The 22,711-nt window shown below is 69.0% G+C and carries 11 protein-coding genes; 9 read left to right on the top strand and 2 right to left on the bottom strand.

The window, feature by feature from the left end:
- Positions 1–95: 95 nt before the first annotated feature.
- A complete protein-coding gene (gene ptsP, locus ACG3SL_RS20320; protein WP_448665187.1) occupies positions 96–2,579 on the top strand; it encodes a phosphoenolpyruvate--protein phosphotransferase in 2,484 nt (827 codons plus the stop codon).
- Entirely contained in the window at positions 2,576–4,282 is a 1,707-nt protein-coding gene (gene nagE / locus ACG3SL_RS20315; protein ID WP_448662955.1) for an N-acetylglucosamine-specific PTS transporter subunit IIBC, read from the top strand. The genes ptsP and nagE overlap by 4 nt, the downstream gene beginning before the upstream one ends.
- A 26-nt stretch (positions 4,283–4,308) precedes the next feature.
- Here the strand turns inward: nagE and galA are convergent, their stop codons facing one another.
- Both galA and ACG3SL_RS20305 read right to left on the bottom strand, forming a co-directional pair.
- The gene (galA, locus tag ACG3SL_RS20310; protein WP_448662954.1) at positions 4,309–7,218 is read right to left on the bottom strand and encodes a beta-galactosidase GalA; all 2,910 of its coding nucleotides are present in this window, start codon (positions 7,216–7,218) and stop codon (positions 4,309–4,311) included.
- A gap of 53 nt (positions 7,219–7,271) precedes the next feature.
- On the bottom strand, positions 7,272–8,009 hold the full coding sequence (locus ACG3SL_RS20305; protein ID WP_448662953.1) for a GntR family transcriptional regulator: 738 nt from the start codon (positions 8,007–8,009) through the stop codon (positions 7,272–7,274).
- A 247-nt stretch (positions 8,010–8,256) separates the two neighbouring features.
- On the opposite strand from ACG3SL_RS20305, the gene ACG3SL_RS20300 reads away from it, so the two are divergent.
- The 7 genes from ACG3SL_RS20300 (at position 8,257) to ACG3SL_RS20270 (ending at position 22,694) form a co-directional block, all read left to right on the top strand.
- On the top strand, positions 8,257–10,578 hold the full coding sequence (locus tag ACG3SL_RS20300) for a beta-N-acetylhexosaminidase (protein ID WP_448662952.1): 2,322 nt from the start codon (positions 8,257–8,259) through the stop codon (positions 10,576–10,578).
- Positions 10,575–13,169: a beta-mannosidase gene (locus ACG3SL_RS20295; RefSeq protein WP_448662951.1), complete on the top strand. Its 2,595-nt coding sequence runs from the start codon at positions 10,575–10,577 to the stop codon at positions 13,167–13,169. The genes ACG3SL_RS20300 and ACG3SL_RS20295 overlap by 4 nt, the downstream gene beginning before the upstream one ends.
- The gene (locus ACG3SL_RS20290) at positions 13,166–15,730 is read left to right on the top strand and encodes a glycoside hydrolase family 3 C-terminal domain-containing protein (RefSeq protein WP_448662950.1); all 2,565 of its coding nucleotides are present in this window, start codon (positions 13,166–13,168) and stop codon (positions 15,728–15,730) included. Before ACG3SL_RS20295 ends, ACG3SL_RS20290 begins: the two co-directional genes overlap by 4 nt.
- The gene (locus ACG3SL_RS20285) at positions 15,727–17,151 is read left to right on the top strand and encodes a glycoside hydrolase family 125 protein (RefSeq protein ID WP_448662949.1); all 1,425 of its coding nucleotides are present in this window, start codon (positions 15,727–15,729) and stop codon (positions 17,149–17,151) included. Before ACG3SL_RS20290 ends, ACG3SL_RS20285 begins: the two co-directional genes overlap by 4 nt.
- The gene (locus tag ACG3SL_RS20280) at positions 17,148–19,466 is read left to right on the top strand and encodes a GH92 family glycosyl hydrolase (protein WP_448662948.1); all 2,319 of its coding nucleotides are present in this window, start codon (positions 17,148–17,150) and stop codon (positions 19,464–19,466) included. Before ACG3SL_RS20285 ends, ACG3SL_RS20280 begins: the two co-directional genes overlap by 4 nt.
- Positions 19,467–19,480: 14 nt before the next feature.
- A complete protein-coding gene (locus ACG3SL_RS20275; RefSeq protein WP_448662947.1) occupies positions 19,481–21,397 on the top strand; it encodes an alpha-L-fucosidase in 1,917 nt (638 codons plus the stop codon).
- Positions 21,398–21,695: 298 nt separating this feature from the next.
- Positions 21,696–22,694: a N(4)-(beta-N-acetylglucosaminyl)-L-asparaginase gene (locus tag ACG3SL_RS20270; protein ID WP_448662946.1), complete on the top strand. Its 999-nt coding sequence runs from the start codon at positions 21,696–21,698 to the stop codon at positions 22,692–22,694.
- Positions 22,695–22,711: the final 17 nt, after the last annotated feature.

The following is a 22,711-nucleotide window of genomic DNA, read 5'->3' as shown; positions in this document are numbered from 1 at the left end:
TCTCTCCCGGGAGACACGCCCTGAGCACGTTACCGCCGACCCCGCCGATCGACGACACTGCCGGGGCGTCCGTCGCCGCCGGCGCGCAGGCGGGCATTCCCATCGCCGCCCCGCTAGCCGGATGGCTTTCGGCGCTGGACGAAGTGCCCGATCCCGTATTCGCCCAGCGGATGCTGGGCGACGGCATTGCGATCGACCCAACGGGCGATTGCCTGCACGCCCCCTGCGACGGCGAAGTCACGGCACTCCAGCCGAGCGGGCACGCGATCACGATCCGCGCCGCAGAGGGTGCGGAAATCTTGATCCATATCGGGCTGGATACCGTCGCCTTGGGCGGCGAGGGATTCGCACCCTGTGTCGCGCTGGGCGATAATGTGCGGCGCGGCGATCCGCTGATCCGGTTCGATCTCGATTCGATCGTTTGCGGCGCCCCTGCCGTGGTGACGCCGATCGTGCTGCTCGCAAGCGAAGGCTATGCGCTGGCCCGCACCCGCGCCGATGGTCCGGTCGCGATCGGCGACGCGATCTTCACGCTCACGCCCGTCGCTGCCGCCACGACCGCCAGCACCGCCACCGGCCCGCGCGTCGAGCGGCAGGTTTCCGTCCCGATGGCGCACGGCATCCATGCCCGCCCGGCGGCCCGCATCCGTGAGGCAGTCGCCGCGCTGGACGCAGAGGTCATGCTGGCCAAGGGTGATCGCAGCGCCGGGGTGCGCAGCCCGGTGGGGCTGATGACGCTCGGCATCGGCTTTGGCGACACGATCACCGTTGCAGCGCAGGGCGCGCAGGCGCAACAGGCGGTGGATACCGTGATCGCGCTGATCGAAAGCGGGATGGGGGAAAAGGGTCACGCCCCGGCCCCCGCCCCCGCGCCGGCCCCCGTCCGCACGGCGGCGCCGGTCGACGGCGCGCTGCCCGGCGTCACGGCGGCCCCCGGTCTTGCCGTGGGCCAGGCCCGCGCGTTCCGCCTGCCCGAAATCACCGTCGATCCCGTCGGCAAGGGCGTGGCCGAGGAGCAGGCGCGGCTGGACGATGCCCGCCGCACGCTCGACGCCCGCTTCGCGGCGGAAGCGCGCCACGCCACGGGGCCGCAGCGCGCGATCCTGGAGGCACATCGCGCGATGCTCGACGATAGCGGACTGGTCGACGCCGCCGCGCAGGCGATCCGCGCAGGCGCCAGCGCGGGCCATGCCTGGCGCGAGGCGATCCGACCGCAAGCGGACGCACTGCGCGCCTCGGGCGACGCGCATCTGGCCGAGCGCGCCGACGACATGCGCGACCTCGAACGCCGGTTGCTCGCGGTGATCGAGGGGATCGAGGATGCGCCGCTGGTCTTCCCGGCGGACACCATCCTGATCGCCGAGGACCTGCTGCCCTCGCACCTGATGGCGCTGGACACCACCACTGTCATTGGCCTGTGTATCGAGCGTGGCGGACCGACCTCGCACGTCGCCATCCTGGCGGCCAGCATGGGCCTGCCCGCGCTGGTGGCGATGGGCACCGAGCTGCGCGGGATCGAGGACGGCACGACGCTGATCCTCGACGCGGGCGCCGGGCATCTGCGCATCGCACCCAACGCCGACCAGCTTGGCACGGCGCAGGCCGCAGTCGCCGAGCGCGCCGCGCGCCGCGCCGCCGCGCACGCCGCCGCCGCCCAGCCGTGCCACATGGCCGACGGCACGCGGATCGAAGTGTTCGCCAATCTCGGCTCGCGCACCGATGCCGAGCTGGCGATGGCGAACGGCGCCGAGGGATCGGGGCTGCTGCGCACCGAATTCCTGTTCCTCGAACGCGATACCGCGCCCGACGTGGACGAACAGGCCGCCGAATATCAGGCGATCGCCGATACGCTGGCCGGGCGCCCGCTGATCGTGCGGCTGCTCGACGTGGGTGGCGACAAGCCCGCGCCCTATCTGCCGATCGCGCCGGAGGAGAATCCGGCGCTGGGCCTGCGCGGCATCCGCGTCGGCTTTGCCCACCCGGACCTGCTCGATGCGCAGCTGCGCGCGATCCTGCGCGTCCAGCCGGTCGGTCAGTGCCGCATCATGGTGCCGATGATCGCCAGCGTGGATGAACTGCGCCGCGTCCGCGCCGCGCTGGACCGCATCCAGGCGGAGATGGGCATCACCGAGCGCGTCGAGCTGGGCGTGATGGTCGAGACCCCGGCCGCCGCCGTGACGGCGGACCTGCTCGCCGCAGAGGCCGATTTCCTGTCGATCGGCACCAACGATCTCACCCAATACGCGCTGGCGATGGATCGCGGAAACCCCGCCGTGGCGGGCGCGATCGATGGCCTGCACCCCGCAGTGCTGCGGCTGATCGCCGAGACGTGCCGGGGTGCCGCGTCGCAAGGACGCTGGACGGGTGTGTGCGGCGGTCTGGCCTCCGATCCGCTGGCCGTGCCGATCCTGCTCGGCCTGGGCGTCACCGAATTGTCGGCCACTGCCGCGATGGTGCCCGAGATCAAGGCGCTGGTGTCGGGCCTCTCGCTCGATACCGTCCGCGCCCATGCCGCCGCCGCACTGGCCTGTGCCACTGCCGCCGACGTCCGCACGCTTGCCCGGGAGTTCACTGCATGAAGTCGATCCTGGAGACGCTCCAGCCGCTGGGCCGCGCCCTGATGCTGCCGATCGCGGTGCTGCCGGTGGCGGGGCTGCTGCTGCGGCTGGGCCAGCCCGACCTGCTCGACATCGCGTTCCTCAGCGCGGCGGGCGATGCGCTGTTCTCGCATCTGGGGCTGTTGTTCGCGATCGGCGTCGCGACCGGCTATGCCCGCGACGGCAACGGCGCCGCGTGCCTTGCCGGCATCGTCTGCTTCCTCGTGACGACCGAGGCGGCAAAGGTGCTGCTGACGGTTCCCGCCGATGTCGGTGCCGGACTGACCGGGCCCGCGCTCGACGCCGTGGTCGCCGCGTGGAAGGCCAAGGCGATTTCGCGGCTGGACGTGCCCGTCGGCATCCTGTCGGGGCTGGTCGGGGGCGTGTTCTACAACCGCTTCTCGGCGATCAAGCTGCCCGAATATCTCGCCTTCTTCGGCGGGCGGCGCTTCGTGCCGATCGTCAGCGGCGTGGTGGGCGTCGGCTTTGCCGCAATCATCGGCGTCGGCTTTGCGCATCTGAGCGCCGGGATCGACGCGCTGGGCCATGGCATCGCCAGCCTGGGCGCGTTCGGGCTGTTCGCGTTCGGGCTGCTCAACCGGCTGCTGCTGGTGACCGGGCTCCACCATATCCTCAACAACGTGTTCTGGTTCGTCCAGGGCGATTATCACGGCACGGCGGGCGACCTGCGGCGCTTCTTCGCAGGCGATCCGACGGCAGGCGGATTCATGGCCGGGTTCTTCCCGGTGATGATGTTCGGCCTGCCCGCCGCGTGCCTCGCGATGTACCGGACTGCCCTGCCCGAGCGACGCAAGGCCGTGGGCGGCATGTTGTTCAGCCTCGCGCTCACTTCGGCGCTCACCGGCGTGACCGAGCCCATCGAGTTCAGCTTCATGTTCCTCGCCCCCGCGCTCTATGCGGTGCATGCGGTGCTGACCGGCATTGCGATGGTGGTGATGGACGTGCTGGGCGTGAAGCTGGGCTTCGGCTTTTCGGCGGGGCTGCTGGATTACATCCTGAACTTCGGCAAATCGACGCGGCCGCTGCTGCTGCTGCCGGTCGGCATCGTCTATTTCCTGCTCTATTACGCGATCTTCAGCTTCGCGATCCGCCGCTTCAACCTCCAGACGCCGGGCCGGGAGCCGGTGGCGGCGCCCGCTGCTGCCGAGACCACGGCAGGACCGCGCGGCGCGGCGTTCGCCCGCGCGCTGGGCGGGGCGGAGAACCTGACGAGCGTCAGCGCCTGCACCACGCGCCTGCGCCTGATGGTCGCCGACCAGGCGCAGGTGGACGAGGCCGCGCTCAAGGCATTGGGCGCGCGCGGGGTGATCCGCCCGTCTGCCCATGCGCTCCAGGTGGTGCTGGGCCCGATCGCCGATTCGGTCGCAGTCGAGATCCGCGACGCGCTGGCGCTGGGCGGCGGCGCGCTTGCCCCGGCGGCGGCTGCTGCACCCGAGCCCGCCATCGCACTCAACGCCGCCACGCTCGCCGCACTTGGCGGCGCGGCGAATGTCCGCGACGCGAGCCTGCACGGCGCGCGGCTGCGCGTGGCGCTGCACGACGCGGCACAGGCGGCGGAACCGGCGCTGGCGGCGCTGGGCGTCCGCTCGATTGCGCGGCCCTCGGACGGCGTACTGCACCTGTTGCTCGCCCCCGGCGCGGCGCAGGGGCTGCTCGCGGAGTAACGCCGCCGCCCCCGGGGACGGCGCGCCTAGTCGGCGTCGATCGCAACGCGCCCCAACAGGCCGGACGGCGTGCCGGCATCGGCCTCGACCAGCAGGACGATCGTGCGCGGACCGCCGCCCGCCGGCAGCGCGGCGGTGATCGGGCCGGGCGTTGCGCCCGTCTTGTCCGCCAGCTTCACGCCATCGACCCACAGCTCGGCGCGTCCGCCGACCGAATCGAACCGGATCGTCCCGCCCTGTGCCGCGATCCGCTTCCACGGCGTCACGCGCGTGCGATAGACGCGCCAGCCACTCGCGCTGTCCGCCGGCGTGGGCGTGCCGCTGCGCACGAAATCCCAGCTGTTATTGTCGCCATCCGCCGGCGCCAGCGTCGGCGCAGGCCGCGCATCCAGCCGCATCGAGCGCCGCCAGTCGGTGACGACCATCCGCTGCGGCGTCACGCCCACTTGCGCGCGTGGCGCCACATCGGCGCGATCGAGCAGCAGCGTCGCCGGCTTGAGCCCATCGGCGCTGGCACGGATCGTGATTCGCCCCCGCCCCGCCGCTGCCTGGACGATCATCTGCGCCAGCCCGTTGAACAAGGATCGCGAGCCCGCAGGCCCTGCGAACTGTTCGGGCTCGTGGCAATTGGGATCACCATTGCCGACCCCGAGCAGCGCAGCGCCCTCCACCGTAAAGCGCGTCATCAGGTTCGCCGTTGGCACATGCCGCCCGCGCGCATCGACGGCGGCGATCGTGATCGCCTGCACATCCTCGTCGTCGCCCGCCATCACCGTGCGTGCCGGCGTGAGCCGCAGCGCCACCGGCGCGCCCGCCGTTTCATGCAGCGCAGTCGCGACCACCTTGCCGCCGCGCATCGCCACTGCCTCGATCCGGCCCGGGGCATAGGGCACGCTCCATTCATTGCCCATGATCCGGTCGACCTTCTGCACCCCCAGGTCCCGACCGTTCAGCCGCAGCTGGACCGTCTCGGCATTGCTGCTGACAAAGACCTTGATCGGCTGCCCCTCGCGCCCGGGCCAGGTCCAGTGCGGCGCGATGGCCACCACTGCGCGGTCATCGATCCAGTGCGCGCCGTGGATGTCGAACGCGGTCTTGGGAAAGCCGCACAGGTCGAGGATGCCGAAAAAGCTCGAGATGGTCGGCCAGTCATGCGGCGTCGGCTCGCCATGATAGTCGAACCCGGTCCACACGAACCCGCCCGCCACGAACGGGCGCTCGGCAATCGTCTTCCACGTATCGCGGTGGGTGCCGCCCCAGCTCGCGGCTTCGGTATCGTACGACGTGATGACATGCCCCGCCGAATCGGTCGCAAAGGCGCCGCGCGTCTCATACGCGCTGGTATCCTCCGAACTGGTGATCGGCTTGGTCGGGTTCAGCCGGTGGAACTTGTCGTAATCGGCCTGGTAATAGTTGAACCCCATCACATCGACTACGGTGGAGACGTTGACCGGATTATAGAACGATCCGTTCATCGCCGCCGTGACCGGGCGGCTGTCGTCCAGCCGATGGACGGCGGCGGACATGCGCCGCACCATCTCCACCCCCGCCTCGGTACCCTGCATCGGTTCTTCGTTGAAGACGGACCACAGGATCACGCTTGCGTGGTTGCGATCGCGCCGCACCAGCCATTCCAGCTGGGCGAGATAGTCGGGCGCGGGGTTGAAATGGCGGTTCTCGTCCATGACGAGGAAGCCCATCCGGTCGCACCAGTCGAGCAGTTCCGCCGTAGGCGCATTGTGCGACATGCGGATCGCGTTGCACCCCATCGCCTTCAGCCGCTCCAGCCGCCACGCGAGCAGCGCGTCGGGCACGGCAACGCCGACCCCGGCATGGTCCTGGTGCAGGCACACGCCCTTGAGCTTCACCGGAGCATCGTTGACGAACAGCCCCTTGTCGGCATCGAACCGCACCGTGCGGAAACCGATGGCGACATCGCGCCGATCGGTCTCGGCGCCGCCGCGCAGCACGCGCGTTCGCACCGTGTACAGCGTCGGCCGCTCGACCGACCAGCGTTCGGGCGTGCCCGCGTCCAGCACCATCGCCGCATCGGCGCGGCCCAGTACCGGCACCGACACGTCGGCGCTTGCCCGGGCAACCACGCGCCCCTGCGGATCGACCAGCGTCGCCTCAACGGTCACGGCCACGGCTGCGCGCTCGATATTGGCCAGCGTCGCGGTCACCGGCACGCGCCACTGCCCGTCCGACCCGATCCGGGGGTCACAGTGTACGCCGTCGCTGATGATCGCCACGGGCGCGCGGCGGATCAGCCAGGCGTGGCGATACAGCCCCGCGCCTTCGTACCACCAGCCTTCCTTGGCATCAGCATCGACGCGGATCGCGATCACATTGGCATCCTCGCCAAAGCGGGCAAACGGCGTCAGGTCGACATGGACGCTGTTATAGCCCGACCAGTTGTGCGCGACGATGCTGCCGTTGATCCAGATCGTCGCGTTGGTGGCGATGCCATCGAAATGCAGCTCGATCGTCTTGCCCCGGTCCGCCGGGTCGAGCGTCAGCGTGCGGCGATACCAGCCGATCCCGCGCGGGCGATAGCCCTGCGACACGTTCGCGCTTTCGACAAAGGGCTGCGCCGCCGCCCAGTCATGGGGCAGGCGCACCTGCGCCCAGTCGCTGTCGTCATACAGCATCGCCGCCGCGCCGCGTGCGTTGCCGGCCTTGACGCTCAGATAGGTATCGTGGTGCCCCTGCGGCTCGGGCATCGGCACTTCGCCCTCGTGGAACCGCCAGCCCAGTTCCAGCAGCGTGCGCGACGGATCGGTCTCGGGCAGGCGCGCGGGCAGGGTCCGGGTCGGGGCGGGCATCGGAAACCCGTCCCCCGCCGCCTCGCGTCGCGCCGGTGCCGCCGGAACCGCCGGCGCGGCCAGCAATGCGCCGACGCCGACGCCCCCCTGAAGCAGTTGGCGACGATCCATGGCGATACTCCGGGCACGGGGCCGCGCGCTGCGGCCGGTTCTTCAAGAATGGGTTAGATGTCGCTCAGCTCGGCGACGAAATCATAGGCGTCGCCGCGATAATAGGACCGCGTCACTTCGGCGGCGCGCCCGTCGCGCAGGAAGGCGCGGCGCTCGATCAACAGCCCGGCATGGCCCGGATCGACGCCGAGCAACCGGGCATGTTCGCTGCCAAAGGGGACCGCGCGCAGCCGCTGGAGCGCGCGCACCGGGCGATTGCCGACCTTGTCGAGCGCGCCGTACAGCGAATCCTCGACTGCATCGACCGAGGGCAGGCAGTATCCGGCGATGGTCGAGAATTCGAGCGCCATCGGCTCGTCATCGGCATAGCGGACGCGCGCGAAGCGCAGCACGGGCGCCCCCGGCGACAGGCCCAGCATCATCGCCTCTTCGGGGTTCACTTGCCCCGGCGCGCGCGAGATCCAGCTGCTGCTGGCCTTGCGCCCGCGCGCTGCCATGTCCTCGGTAAAGGACGACAGCTTGGAAAAGCTCTTTTCGACGCGGCCCGCGACGAAGGTGCCGGCACCCCGGCGGCGCGTGAGCAGCCCTTCCTCGACCAGCCCGCCGATCGCCTTGCGCACGGTGATGCGCGACACGTCATATTCGGTCGCCAGATCGCGCTCGGGCGGGATCGCGTCGCCCTGGTTCAGGATATTGCCCGAGATGCCGTCGCGAATGAGCTGCTGAAGCTGCAAATATAGCGGGGAGGGATTGTCTTCGCGAAAACGCCCGACCTGGTCCGAAAACGACATCAATTCCCCCAGACGCTGCCCCTGCGCCCCCGTTATGTGAATCCGCCGACGCTATCGCAACGCGCCCTGTCGGGCAACGGTTTCACGCTGGTTTATATTGGTCTTTACCCTCTTATCAAATATCTGGCGGGAAACCGCAAGATGCTTGCGCCGAAAGCGGAAAGCGCAACGCAGCTATTGTGCCGAAGGACTTATATTGGTTACATCCCTGCTGCCGTAACATGCGGCGCGGAGCGGGAGGCAGCGGATGATCGGTTTCAAAGCTGGACGGATACGGCATCTCTGCTGGGCCGCGCTGCTGTCGAGCACCGCTGCGTTGGCGCAGGGTGCCGGCACGCCGCCGCTCACGCCGCTGCCCGCCTCGGTCGTGCCCGGCAGCGGCAGCTTCACCGTTGCGAACGGCGCCGCGATCGGCATCCCCGCCGGGGATGCAGGCGCTGCGGCGGCTGCCCGGCTGCTCGCCGCGCATGTCCGCACCGAGCGCGGCATCACGCTGGCCCCGGCCGAAGGCGCCGGCGCGATCCGGCTGGTGCGCGACGCCGCAATCCGGGGCGACGAGGCCTATCGCCTGACAGTCGACGCCAGGGGCGTGCGTATCGCCGCATCGGGCGACCGGGGGCTGTTGTACGGCGCAATGACGCTGGCGCAGCTGCTCAGCCCCGACCATGGGTTCGGCAAGCCGGTGAAGCTCGCCGCCCAGACGATCGAGGACGCGCCGCGCTTCGCCTGGCGCGGGCTGCTGGTCGATCCCGCGCGCCATTTCCTGCCCATCGAAACGCTCCAGGCCATCGTCGACCAGATGGCGTCGGTGAAGCTCAACACGCTGCACCTGCACCTGACCGACGATCAGGGCTGGCGCTTCGAAGTGAAACGCTACCCCAAGCTCACCGATATCGGCGCGTGGCGCACCCCGCCCTCGACCGGCGGCGCGCCGGGTCCGAAGCATGGCGGTTTCTATACGCAGGAGCAGCTGAAGGGCCTGGTCGCCTATGCCGCCGCGCGCGGCGTGACGATCGTCCCCGAAATCGACTTGCCCGGCCACGCCACCGCGCTGGTCGCCGCCTATCCCGAACTCGGCGTGCTCGGCGACCAGCCGGCGGTGTCGAACCAGTGGGGCGTCGCGCCCTATCTGTTCAATCCCGGCCCGCAGGGCATCGCCTTCGTCAGGGAAGTCCTCGACGAGCTGATGGCGGTGTTCCCCGGCACCTATATCCACCTGGGCGGTGACGAGGCGGTCAAGGACCAGTGGGAGCGCTCGCCGCAGGTGCAGGCACAGATGCAGGCACTGGGCATCAAGACCGAGAACGCACTGCAAAGCTGGATGATCGACCAGTTCGGCGCCTATCTGGAGCAGCATGGCCGCCGCCTGATCGGCTGGGACGAAATCCTGGAGGGCGGCGTCCCCGCCTCGGCATCGGTCATGTCGTGGCGCGGGGAAAAGGGCGCGGTCGAAGCCGCGAACAAGGGGCATGACGTGGTGCTCTCCCCCGCCCCGATCCTGTATCTCGACAATCTCCAGAGCGACCGCGGCGACGAGCCGCCGGGGCGCCTCGCAGTCCAGTCGCTCGCCACGGTCTATGGCTATGAGCCGATGCCCGCCGGGATCGCCGCGGACAAGGCGCACCATGTGCTGGGTGCACAGGGCAATGCGTGGAGCGAGTATCTCGTCACCCCCTATCAGGTGCAGCACGCGCTGTTCCCGCGCGCGGCGGCCGTTGCGGAAATGACCTGGACCGCGAAGGACAAGCGCGACTTTGCCGGCTTCGTCACACGCCTCCAGCCCCAGATCGCGCGCTGGCGCCGCTCGGGCATCGAAGTCGCCGACAGCGCCTTTGCCGTGGGCTATCAGGTCCAGGGCGGCGCGGGCGCTGCGCTGCGCGCCAGCAAGGTGCCGGTCGCGCTGGCGACCCAGGCGAACGTCGGCACGATCCGCTACACGCTGGACGGCAAGACGCCGACCGCCAGGTCGATGGCGTACAAGGCACCGCTGGCGCTCAAGCCCGGCACCATCGTCACCGCCGCCGCGTTCGACTCCGCCGGAATTGCCATCGCCGCCCCGCGCCGGTTCGACACCAGCCGCGCCGCATTGCTCACCCGCACAACGTCGGAACTGGCGCCCTGTCCCGAGGGCAAGCCGCTGATGCTGCGCATCCCGCTCAATGCCGATGCGACCGCCAACGGCCCGGCGTTCAACGTCAACATCTTCAACACGTGCAGCATCTACAAGGCCGCGCCGCTCGACATCGCCACCGGCTTCACGGTCGACGTCGCCCGCCTGCCCCGCAACTGGGCGCTGGCACACGACTATGGCGCGGTCCGCCAGCACTATAACGTGACCGCCCATGGCGAGCTGATCGTCACGGCCCGCTGCACCACCCCCGCCGCCAAGCCGATCGTGGTCGCCAGCTTCCCGCTGCCCGACCCCGCCACCGCCCCGCAGCAGTTCCGGTTGAACGGAACGCTGCCCCAGCTCGCAGGAGACGAGGACCTTTGCTTCACATTCACATCGCCGCTTTCGGACCCCTTCTACGCCGTCGAGCGCGTAACGCTGACGGAGGTCGGCAAGTGAAGGCCCGCGCGCTGGCATTGCTGCCGCTGCTCCTCGCCGGCACCGCCGCCTGGGCCGACCCGCGCGAAACCGTGTCGCTGGACGGCGCGTGGCAGGTGCGGATCGACCCCGCCGATGGCGACGCGGCAAAGGCGCACCCGAAGGAAACGGCCTGGTTCCCCGCGCGCGTTCCCGGCAGCGTCCAGCAGGACCTGATGGCCGCCAAGCGCGTGCCCGATCCGTATCAGGGGATGAACGAAGCCGCGATCCAGTGGGCCGGCCTGACCAACTGGCAGTTCCGCCGCGTGATCGACGTGACTCCGGCAATGCTGGCGCGCGACCATGTCGAGCTGGTGTTCGACGGGCTCGACACCTTCGCCACCGTGTCGGTCAATGGCAAGGTGCTGTTGACCACCGCCAACGCCCATCGCCGCTGGCGCGTGGATGCGAAGGCCGCGCTGAAGGTCGGGCGCAACGAACTGCTCGTCACGATCGCCTCGCCGATCCGCACGCTCCAGCCGATGGTGCTGGCCGAGGCGAACCCGCTGCCCGGCGAATATGATTCCGCGTTCGGCGACGAGCCCAAGGGCAAGCAGACGTCGCCCTATATCCGCAAGCCGAAATACCATTACAGCTGGGACTGGGGCCCGCGCACGGTCAATATCGGCCTGTGGCGCCCGGTCCGGCTGGAAGCATGGGACGAGGCCCGAATCGATGGCTTCCGCGTCGACCAGGAAGCGCTGAACAACGCCGAGGCGCGGCTCGTCGCGCGCTATCGCATCGTCGCGGGCGGCGATGCCCAGCTGACGCTGCGCACCACGATCACCGCGCCCGACGGCACGCCGCAGACGGTGGCGCGCACCGTGCGCGTCGCGGCGGGCGTGAACGAGGTCAGCGTGCCGCTCACCGTCGCCTCGCCGCAGCGCTGGTGGCCGGTCGGCTATGGCGCGCAGCCGATGTACGGCGTGACGGGCGAGCTGGCCGATGCCGGCGGCACGGCGGACAGCGTCCGGCACCAGATCGGCCTGCGCACCGTCGAGCTGCTGCGCAAGGACGGCAGCTTCGGATTCAAGATCAACGGCGTGCCCATTTTCGCCAAGGGCGCGAACCTGATTCCGTTCGACAATTTCCCCTCGCGCGTCCCCCGCGCGCAGATGCAGGACATCCTGCAAAGCGCGCGCGACGCGAACATGAACATGATCCGCGTCTGGGGCGGCGGCTATTATCTGGACGACGCCTTTTACGAGATCGCCGACAAGCTCGGCGTGATGGTGTGGCAGGACTTCATGTTCGGCGGCGCGGTCACCCCGCCCGACGCAGCGTTCCGCGAGAATGTCCGGATCGAGGCCGAGGAACAGGTCGAACGGCTCCAGCCGCACCCCTCGGTCGTCCTCTGGGCGGGCAACAACGAAGTCCTGTCGGGCTGGGAAAACTGGTCCGATCGCAAGGCGTTCAAGAAGCGCGTCGGCGCGGACGAGCAGGAGCGGATCGGCGTCGGCATGGCCGTGCTGTTCGATCGCGTGCTGCGCGACGCGGTGCTCACGCGCGCGCCGGGCCTGCCCTATTGGCCGGGCTCGCCCTCGACCGATTATGAAGGCCCCACCGACACGGACAAGGATGGCGATCGCCATTTCTGGGATGTCTGGTCCGGGTCCAAGCCGGTCGAGCGCTATCTCGATTCGTGCCCGCGCTTCATGTCCGAATATGGCTTCCAGGGGATGCCGGACCTGTCCACGATCCGCGGCTTTGCCGGCAACGGCCCGCTCGCGCTCGACAGCCCGGTGCTCAAGGCGCACCAGCGGTTCCTGGCGGGCGAGGGCAATGAGCGGCTGAAGCTGTATCTCGACCAGCGGCTGCGCCCGGCAAAGGATTTCGCCGACCTCGTCTATCTGACGCAGGTGAACCAGGCGCTGGCGATCGACATGGCCGCGCGCCACCACCGCTCGTGCCGTCCGACGACGATGGGCTCGCTGTTCTGGCAGATCAACGATACCTGGCCGGCGATTTCCTGGGCCAGCATCGACTATCACGGGCAGTGGAAATTGCTGCACTATGCTGCACGCCGTTTCTTCGCGCCGCAGGCCGTGGTGACCGAGTATAAGGACAGCGCCACCCGAGTCGCGCTGGTGTCGGATGCGACCACGCCGATCGTCGGCGAACTGCGCATCCGCGCGTTCGACATGGCGGGCAAACCGCTCAGCACGCACGAAACCAAGGTGACGCTGGCCCCGCTCTCCGCCCAGGACATTGCGCGCTTCTCTGACGCCGACCTGTTCGCCGGTGCCCCCGCCAATGCCAGCTACGCGGTCGCCGAACTGCTGGTCGACGGGCGCAGCGTGTCGCGCAGCATCGTCGAGCGTGCGCTGCCCAAGGACATGGCCTATCCCGCGCCCGGCCTGTCCGCGCGCTGGGACGGCAATCGCGTGACGATCACTGCGTCGGCGCTTGCCCGCGCCGTGATGCTCGATTTCGGCGCTATCGCCGCACAGCCGAGCGACGACGGGTTCGACCTGCTACCGGGTGAGAGCGTCACGCTCGACATCCGCTCCGACGCCAGCCCCGCCGCGCTCCGCCGCGCCCTCACGCTCCGTACCCTGGGACCGCAGCAATGATTCCTTTTCTTCTCCTCGCCACTGCCGCCCCGGCGCCCGATCCCGATGCCGTGGCAAAGGCGATCGCCACGATGACGCTCGCGGAAAAGGCCGCCCAGCTGCAAAGCACCGCCCCCGCCGACAAGGAAGCGGGCATCCCCGCCTATGACTGGTGGAACGAAGGGCTGCACGGGCTGGCGCGCAACGGCCATGCCACCGTGTTCCCGCAGGCGATAGGCATGGCCGCGACCTGGGACGTGGACCTGCTGAAAAAGGTCGGCGACGTCGTCGCCACTGAAGCGCGCGCCAAGTTCAACGCGCGCCCGATCGGCGCGGACCGGCGGATCTATGAAGGGCTGACGATCTGGTCGCCCAACATCAACATCTTCCGCGATCCGCGCTGGGGCCGGGGGCAGGAAACCTATGGCGAGGACCCGTATCTGACCGGGCGCCTCGGCGTTGCCTTCATCCAGGGGCTCCAGGGCCCCGACCCCAAATATCCCAAGGTCATCGCCACGCCCAAGCACTTCGCCGTGCACAGCGGGCCCGAGGCGGGGCGCGACGGGTTCGATGTCGATCCCAGCCCGCAGGATCTGGAGGCGACCTATCTCCCTGCCTTCCGGTTGGCCGTGACCGAGGGGCAGGCGCGATCGGTGATGTGCGCGTATAATTCGATCCACGGCACGCCGGTCTGTGCGCTGCCGTCGCTGATGATCGACCGGCTGCGCACCGATTGGGGGTTCAAGGGGTTCACGGTGTCCGATTGCGACGCGGTGTCGAACATCCATGCCTTCCACCATTATCGCCTCGACGGCGCGAGCGCGGCGGCGGCGGCGATACGCGGCGGCAACGACCTCAACTGCGGCACTGCCTATGCGGCGCTGCCCCAGGCAGTGGCACGCGGGCTGGTGACCGAGGCGGAGATCGACACCGCGCTGACCCGCGCGCTCTCGGCCCGCTATGCGCTGGGCACGCTGTTCGGCGGCGACAGCCCGTGGAACCGCATCGCGCCGAGCGCGGTCGGCACGCCCGAACACCGCGCGCTGGCGCTCGAGGCCGCGCGCAAGGCAATCGTCCTGCTCAAGAACGATGCCGATCGCCTGCCGCTCAAGGCCGGCAGCCGCATCGCCGTGATCGGCGCCGATGCCGATGACCTGAACGTGCTGGAGGCCAATTACCACGGCACCGCCGTCGATCCGGTCACCCCGCTGGCGGGCATCCGCCGCCAGTTCGGCGCAGCCAATGTCGTCTATGCCCAGGGCTCGGTGCTGGCCGATGGCGCTCCTGTGGTACTGCCGGAGACCGCGCTGGCTGCCGATGGCAGGCCGGGGCTCAAGGCCGAATATTTCGCCGGCCGGGTCGGTGGCACCCCCGTCGCCACGCGCCAGGATGCGCGCATCGATTTCAACTATACCCGCGTGGCCCCGCTGCCGCAGCTCGACGCCCGCAATTTCGGCGTGCGCTGGTCGGGCGAGATCGTGCCCCCCGGCGCCGGCACCTACACGCTGGCGATCGACATTCCGGCCTGCTGGAAGGATTGCACCGCGCACGATTCCGTGCGGCTGTGGATCGACGGCAAGCCCCTTCACGACGGCGTGCTCGGCAAGGGCCGCGTCGAATTTGAACTCACCAGCGACGGCAATCGCCACGCCATCCGTCTCGAGCTTGATCACAAGGGCCAGGACGAAGGCATCAGGCTGCTGTGGCTCCCCCCTGCCGAACCGCTGCTGACGCAAGCAGTGACGGCGGCCCGCAACTCCGATGTGGTGGTGGCCGTGCTCGGCCTCTCGCCCGATCTGGAGGGCGAAGCGTTGCAGGTGAGCGTGCCCGGATTCGTGGGCGGTGACCGAACGGATATAGCGCTGCCGCTTGCCCAGCAGCGCCTGCTTCGGGCGCTGCGCGATACGGGCAAGCCGGTTGTGCTGGTGCTGACAAGCGGCAGCGCGGTGGCGGTGGATCCGGCGATGGCCGATGCGATCCTCGCCGCATGGTATCCGGGAGAGGCCGGCGGCACTGCGATCGCCGAAACGTTGGCGGGGCTCAACAACCCCTCGGGTCGCCTGCCCGTCACGTTCTACAAGGCCGTCTCGGACCTACCGGCATTCATCGATTACGGGATGAAGGAGCGCACCTATCGCTACTTCACCGGCACGCCCCTGTGGGGCTTCGGCCATGGGCTGAGCTATACCAGCTTCGGCTATAACCGCGCGTCCACCAGCGCCAGCACGACCACCGCGCCGGTGACGGTAAGCGTGGAAGTCGCCAACACCGGCAAGCGCGCGGGCGAGGAAGTGGTGCAGGCCTATCTGGTGCCGCCCGCCGCCAAGGGCGTGGGCTTCACCACGCCGGTGCTCCAGCGCGAACTGGTCGGCTTCCGCCGCCTCGCACTGAAGCCCGGCAAGCGCGCAACGGTGCGCTTCACGCTCGATTCGCGCAGCCTCGGCACGGTCGCCCGCGACGGCACCCGCAGCGTACAGCCCGGCGTCTATCGCCTGTGGATCGGCGGCGGCCAGCCCGGCGACGGCGCAGGCAAATGGACCGACTTCACCCTGACCGGCGCCGCACAGGAGCTGCCCAAATGATGGATCGCCGCACCCTGATCGGCGCAGGGCTAGCGCTCGCCGCCACCCCTGCCTTTGCGCAAGCGGCCCCCCCCGTCGCCAGCCGCCGCCCGGCGCCCGGCGATCGCCGCTTCGTCAGCAAGGCCGTGGAGCGCGAGATCGCCCGCGTGTCGAAGCAGATCGCCGACCCCAAGCTGCGCTGGATGTTCGGCAATTGCTATCCGAACACGCTCGACACCACGGTAAAGATGGGCACGGTCGACGGCGCCCCCGACGCCTTCGTCATCACCGGCGACATCAACGCGCTATGGCTGCGCGACAGCTCCGCGCAGGTGAAGCCCTATCTGCACCTGGCGAAGCAGGACCCCGCGCTGCGCACGCTGTTCCGCGGGCTGATCGCGCGCCAGAGCCGCTGCATCCTGATCGACCCCTATGCCAACGCCTTCCTCGAAGACCCGACCGCGCGCACCGAACTCAGCTGGGCGCTGAAGGACGAGACCAGGATGCTGCCCGGCGTGGCGGAGCGGAAATGGGAAATCGATTCGCTGTGCTATCCGATGCGCCTCGCGCACGGATACTGGCAGGCGACCGGCGACGCCGCCCCCTTCGACGCGCGCTGGGCCGAGGCGGCGCGGCTGAGCATCGCCACCTTCCGCGAACAGCAGCGCAAGACCGGCAAGGGCCCCTATCGCTTCCTGCGCGCCAGCAACCGGCCGACCGAGACGCTGATGCTCGACGGCTATGGCGCGCCCAGTCGTCCGGTCGGGCTGATCCATTGCGGCTTCCGCCCCTCCGACGACGCCTGTGTCTATCCCTTCCTCATCCCCGCCAATTATTTCGCAGTCACGGCACTGAACGAGCTGGCGGTGGTGGCCAATGCGGCGCGGCAGGACGCGGCGCTGGCGAACGACGCGACGGCGCTGGCCGACGAAGTCGCCGCCGCGCTCATAGACTATGGGACGATGCGGCTGCGCGATGGGCGCGAAGTCATGGCCTATGAAGTCGATGGCTTCGGCAACGCGATCTTCATGGACGATGCCAATGTGCCGTCGCTGTCGAGCCTCGCCTATCTCGGCTGTGTCCATCCCGCCAACCCGCTTTGGCGCCGCACCGCCGATGCGGCGTGGAGCGACGTGAACCCCTATTGGTCGCGCGGCCGCGCGGTCGAGGGGATTGGCGGGCCCCATGTCGGGCTCGGCCAGGTCTGGCCGATGTCGCTGGTGATGCGCGCGCTGTCCTCCAGCGACGACGCGACGATCCGCCAGTGCCTGCGCATGGTGCGCGACAGCGATGGCGGCACCGGCTTCATCCACGAAGCGGTCGACCACGACGATCCGGCCAAGTTCACGCGCGACTGGTTCGCCTGGGCCAACGGCCTGTTCGGCGAGCTGATCGTACATCTGGCCGACACCCGGCCCCGCATATTGTCGGAAGCGCTATGAACCCCACCCGCCGCCAGCTTCTTGCGACCAGCGCAGTCGGCCTCGCCGTCGCCGCTTTGCCCGCCGCCGCGCGCGCCCGGGCCGGGCAGACCCCGGCCAATTTGTTCATCGGCACCGGCGGCACCGGCCATACCTATCCCGGCGCGACGCTGCCGTTCGGGATGGTCCAGCTGAGTCCCGACACCGGCGTCGAGCGGTGGGAGACCTGTTCGGGCTATCACCGCGACGACACGTCGATCCTGGGCTTTTCGCACACGCATCTGTCGGGCACCGGCATCGGCGACATGCTGGATGTGCTGGTCGTCCCCACCACCGGCCCCGTCCAGCTGCTCCCCGGCTCCGCCGAAGATCCCGCGGCCGGCTATCGCCAGCGCTTCACCGGCGAACAGGCCGAGCCCGGCTATTACCGCGTCACGCTGGAAAGCGGCGTCCAGGCCGAGCTGACCGCGACCGAACGCACCGGCTGGCACCGCTATCGCTTCCCGGCGGGCAAGGGGCATGTGCTGATCGACCTGTCGCACCTCGTGCTCGAAAAGCCCGGTTCGCCCCCGCTGATCGACGAAGCGCTGCTCGAACTGGCGGCGGACGGCACGCTCACCGGCACCCGCCGCACCTTCCGCTGGGCCAAGGGGCGGCGCATCTTCTTCGCGATGCAATTCTCGCGCGCGCCCGATCGCGTGACCTTCTACGGCGACGACGATGCCGAACAGACGGCGGGCACGCGCAAGGTCGCGGGCAAGCGGCTCAAGGCCGTGCTCCACTATGACGATGCCGGCGCCGCACCGCTGCTGATCCGCTGCGGCATTTCCGCCGTGGATGCCGCCGGCGCGCGCGCCAATCTGGCGGCGGAGGCGCGGCACTGGAATTTCGATCGCGTGCGCAGCGCCGCCGGAGCCCAATGGCAAAAGGCGCTCGGCACCGTCCAGGTCGAAGGCGGCACGCCCGACCAGCGCACGATCCTGTCCACTGCGCTCTACCATGCCCAGCTCGCGCCGACGCTGCTGTCCGACACCGATGGCCGCTATCCGGGGCTCGACGGCAAGACCCACATCGCCCCGGCGGGCGGCGCGGCATTCAGCACCTATTCGCTGTGGGACACCTATCGCGCGCTCCACCCCCTGCTGACGCTGATCCAGCCCGCGCACACCAAGCAGCTGGTCGACGACCTGATCCGCCAGACCGCGCAATCGCCCTTCGGCCCTCTCGTCTGGCCACTCCAGGGCAAGGAAACCGGCACGATGATCGGCTGGCACGGCGTCGTCCCGCTGGCCGAGGCGCAGGCCAAGGGAATCAAGGCCGACTATGCCGCCGCCTGGCCCGCGATCCGGCGCCGCAGCTTCGACTTCACGGCACCCGACAAGGTGAACAGCCTGGGCCGCGACCTGTACGACCGGCTCGGCTATATCCCCGCCGACAAGGTGGCCGAAAGCGTCAGCCGGACGCAGGAATATGCCTATGACGACGCCGCCTCCGCGCGCCTTGCCCGCGCGATCGGCGAGAGCGGCGACGCGGCGCGGCTGGAAAAGCGCGCGGGCAACTGGCGCAACGTCATCGACGGTCGCATCGGCTTTGCCCGCCCGCGCTTTGCCGATGGCAGCTGGTGGACGCCCTATGACCCCGTCCAGTTCGGCCATATGCCCAAGCCCGACTGGCGCGACTATACCGAGGCGAATGGCTGGCAGGCGACGTTCCTGCACCAGCACGACGTCTATGGCCTGATCGCGCATATGGGCGGCGATGCCCGGTTCGAGGCGCGGCTCGATTCGCTGTTCAACGCGCCCTCGACGCTGCCGGCCAACGCGGCGCCCGACATTTCGGGGCTGGTCGGCCAATATGCGCACGGCAACGAGCCCGACCAGCACGCCCCCTATCTCTATGCCTATGTCGGCGCACCGTGGAAGACGCAGGCGATGGTGCGCCGCCTGTGCACCGAGATGTACCGGAACGACCCCGACGGCATCATCGGCAACGACGATTGCGGCCAGATGAGCGCGTGGTTCGTCTTCTCCGCGCTCGGCTTCTATCCGGTCGATCCGGTCGAGGCGGCCTATGTGTTCGGCTCGCCGCTGTTCGAGCGTGCGCAGGTGCGGATCGGCGACCGGACGCTGGTGATCGAGGCCCCCGGCAACCGTGCCGACACGCCCTATGTCACTGCCGTCATCTGGAACGGCCGCCCCTGGACCCGCAGCTGGATTTCCCATGCCGAGCTGGCAAAGGGCGGCACGCTGCGCTTCGCCATGTCGGCCACCCCCAACCCCGCCTTTGGCCGCGCGCCTGCCGACCGGCCGCCGTCCAACGGCCACACGCCCGCCTGATCCGGAGCCCCTTGATGACCCAGATTACTCGCCGCACCCTGCTCGCCACCGGCGCGATCGCCTCTACCCTGCCCGCCGTGCCTGCCTTTGCCGCCGTCAAGGCGCCGGCGCCCTATGGCGCGGTGCCCAGCGCGCGCCAGTGGAAATGGCACCAGCGCGAGCAATACGCCTTTGTCCATTTCGCCATGAATACCTTCACCGACAAGGAATGGGGCTATGGCGACGAAGACCCCAAAACGTTCAACCCCACCGATTTCGACGCCGACCAGATCGTCGGCGCCGCCAAGCTGGGCGGGCTGCGCGGGATCATCCTGACCGCGAAGCACCATGACGGCTTCTGCCTGTGGCCCAGCCCGCTCACCGAGCATTGCATCCGCAACAGCCCGTACAAGAACGGCAAGGGCGACATCGTCCGCGAATTCGCCGATGCCTGCGCGCGCGCCAACATGCCCTTCGCGATCTATCTCTCGCCCTGGGACCGCAACCATGCGGACTATGGCCGCCCCGCCTATATCGACTATTACCGCGCCCAGCTGACCGATTTGTGCACCAATTACGGCCGCCTGTTCGAAGTATGGTTCGATGGCGCGAACGGCGGCGACGGCTATTATGGCGGCGCGCGCGAGACGCGCAGCATCGATGCCCCGGCCTACTACAACTGGCCCTCGATCGTCGCGCTGGTGCACAAGCTCCAGCCCGATGCCTGCACCTTCGACCCGCTGGGATCGGACATCCGCTGGGTGGGCAATGAAGACGGCGTCGCGGGCGATCCGTGCTGGCCCACCATGCCCAACCACCCCTATGTCCAGAGCGAAGGCAATTCGGGGGTGCGCGGCGGCGCGCTGTGGTGGCCGGCGGAAACCAACACCTCGATCCGCCCGGGCTGGTTCTATCATTCGGACGAGGATTCGCGGGTGAAGAGCCCCGAGCGGCTGATCCAGTTCTATGACGAATCGGTCGCGCGCGGCACCAATATGAACCTCAACATCCCGCCCGATCGCCGCGGCCGGATTCCCGATCAGGACGTGAAGATCCTGAAATCGTTCGGCGACGCGATCCGCGCCACCTTCGCGCACGACTGGGCGCAGGGCGCGATCGCCCATGCCAGCGCCACGCGCGGCCCCGGCTTCGGCGCCGACCGCGTGCTCGACGGCAACCGCGAGACCTATTGGAGCACCCCCGACGGCGTGACCACGCCGACGCTGACGCTGGACCTCACGCCCGGCACGCGCTTCGACGTGATCCGGCTGCGCGAATATCTGCCGCTGGGCGTGCGCGTGACGCGCTTCGCCGTCGATGCGGAGGTCAACGGCGTGTGGAAGACGCTGGGCGAGCATCAGTGCATCTCGGCCCAGCGCATCCTGCGCCTGCCCGACTCGATCGCCCCGCGCCGCGTGCGGCTGCGCATCCTGGAGGCGCCGGTCGCCCCCGCGATCAGCGAATTCGCGCTGTTCCAGTCGGTCGCCCCGGTGCCGGTGCCGGCAATCGTCTCGACCGATCCCAGCGTGCTCGACGTGACGCAGTGGAAAGTGGTGAACGCCAGCGCGCCGGGTGCGGAGAAGCTGCTCGACAATGACGCCGGCACGATCTGGATCCTGCCCAGCCCCAAGCCGGGTGCCCCGGCGCAGGTGACGCTCGACCTGGGCGCAGACACGCCGCTCGCCGGGTTCAGCCTCACGCCGTCGCGCCAGGTGATGACCAATGCGGCCCCGCCGCGCGGCTATGTCGCCGAGACCAGCATTGATGGGACCAATTGGGAACCGGCGGTGCGTGGCGAGTTCTCGAACATCGCCTATGCGCTCTCAACTCAGCGAATCGCGTTCCCGGCGCCCCGCCGCGCTAGATACCTGCGGATAACCTTTGCCGAGACCGCGGTACCCGCGGCCCGGCTGGCTATCGCAGGCGTGGGCGGGTTCATCGCGAAGCGCTAATTCGCAACTGCAGCACGACCAGGATGGCGGCGGACCCCGGGGTTCGTCGCCATAACTGTCTGATTTATAACGCACCGCAACAGGTTTATCGATATAGTGTTGCGCGAAAACCGCAGCCGCAAACAATTGTTTCGTGCGCGCCCCGATCTGCGCGATAACATAACACCAAAGCGCTTTTTGGTATTGAATTGATCTGACACCTATGACAACTTCATTGCGCTCCACGGACGTTTCCATGACGCCCGCTGGATGCCCATACCCCGCCGAAGAAACGGGGTAATATGTGGGGGTTGCGTTGATGAAGACGTCTCGCCGGGGGGCAATGGCGCTGGGGCTTGGCGGAGCTGCCGTCACTGCATCCGCACCTGTTTTCGCACAGCCGCGCCAGCGGGCGCTCATCGTCTCGACCTGGGATTTCGGCGCTGCGGCCAATGCCGCCGCCTATGCCCAGTGGAAAGCCACCCACAACCTGATCGACGCCGTCGAGGCCGGGGCAAAGGTGCCCGAGGCGGACGCGAGCAACCACTCGGTCGGCTATGGCGGCTATCCCGATCGCGACGGCCATGTCACGCTCGACGCGATCATCATGGACGATCGCGGCAATGTCGGCGCGGTCGGCTTCCTCGAAGATTTCATGCACCCCATTTCGATCGCGCGCCGCGTGATGGAAAAGACGCCGCACACGATGCTGGTCGGCGAAGGTGCGCACCAGTTCGCGCTGGAACAGGGGTTCAAGCCGATCAAGCTGCTGACGCCCGAGGCCGAGGCGACGTGGCGCGAATGGCTCAAGACGGCCAAGTATCAGCCGATTGCCAATAGCGAGAACCAGCGCGGGTCCGCGCTCGATCACGACACGATCGGCATCGTCGCATGCGCCCCCGATGGACAGCTGGCGGGCGCATGCACCACCTCGGGCATGGCGTTCAAACTGCGCGGCCGGCTGGGCGATTCGCCCCAGGCGGGCTCGGGGCTGTTTGTCGAGGCAGGCGTCGGCGCCGCCACCGCGACCGGCGTGGGCGAGGAAGTCACCCGCATCGTCGGCACCGCGCGCGTCGTCGGATCGATGCGCGCCGGCATGACGCCCCAGGCCGCCTGCCGCGAGGCCGTGCTCCACATCGCCAAGCTGCGCGGCGACGCCGTCAAGGATGCCCAGGTCGGCTTCCTCGCCATCGACCATCACGGCCAGGTCGGCGCCTTCGCGCTCCAGCCCGGCTTCACGTTCGCAGTCACCGATCTCGACGGGAACACCAAAATACACGCCGCAGAGAGCCTGAAAAAGGCCAGCGGCACCAACTGACCTGCGGGTCAACTCTG

The organism is Sphingomonas degradans (assembly GCF_053502645.1).
This window is presented reverse-complemented; position numbering and strand designations above follow the sequence as displayed.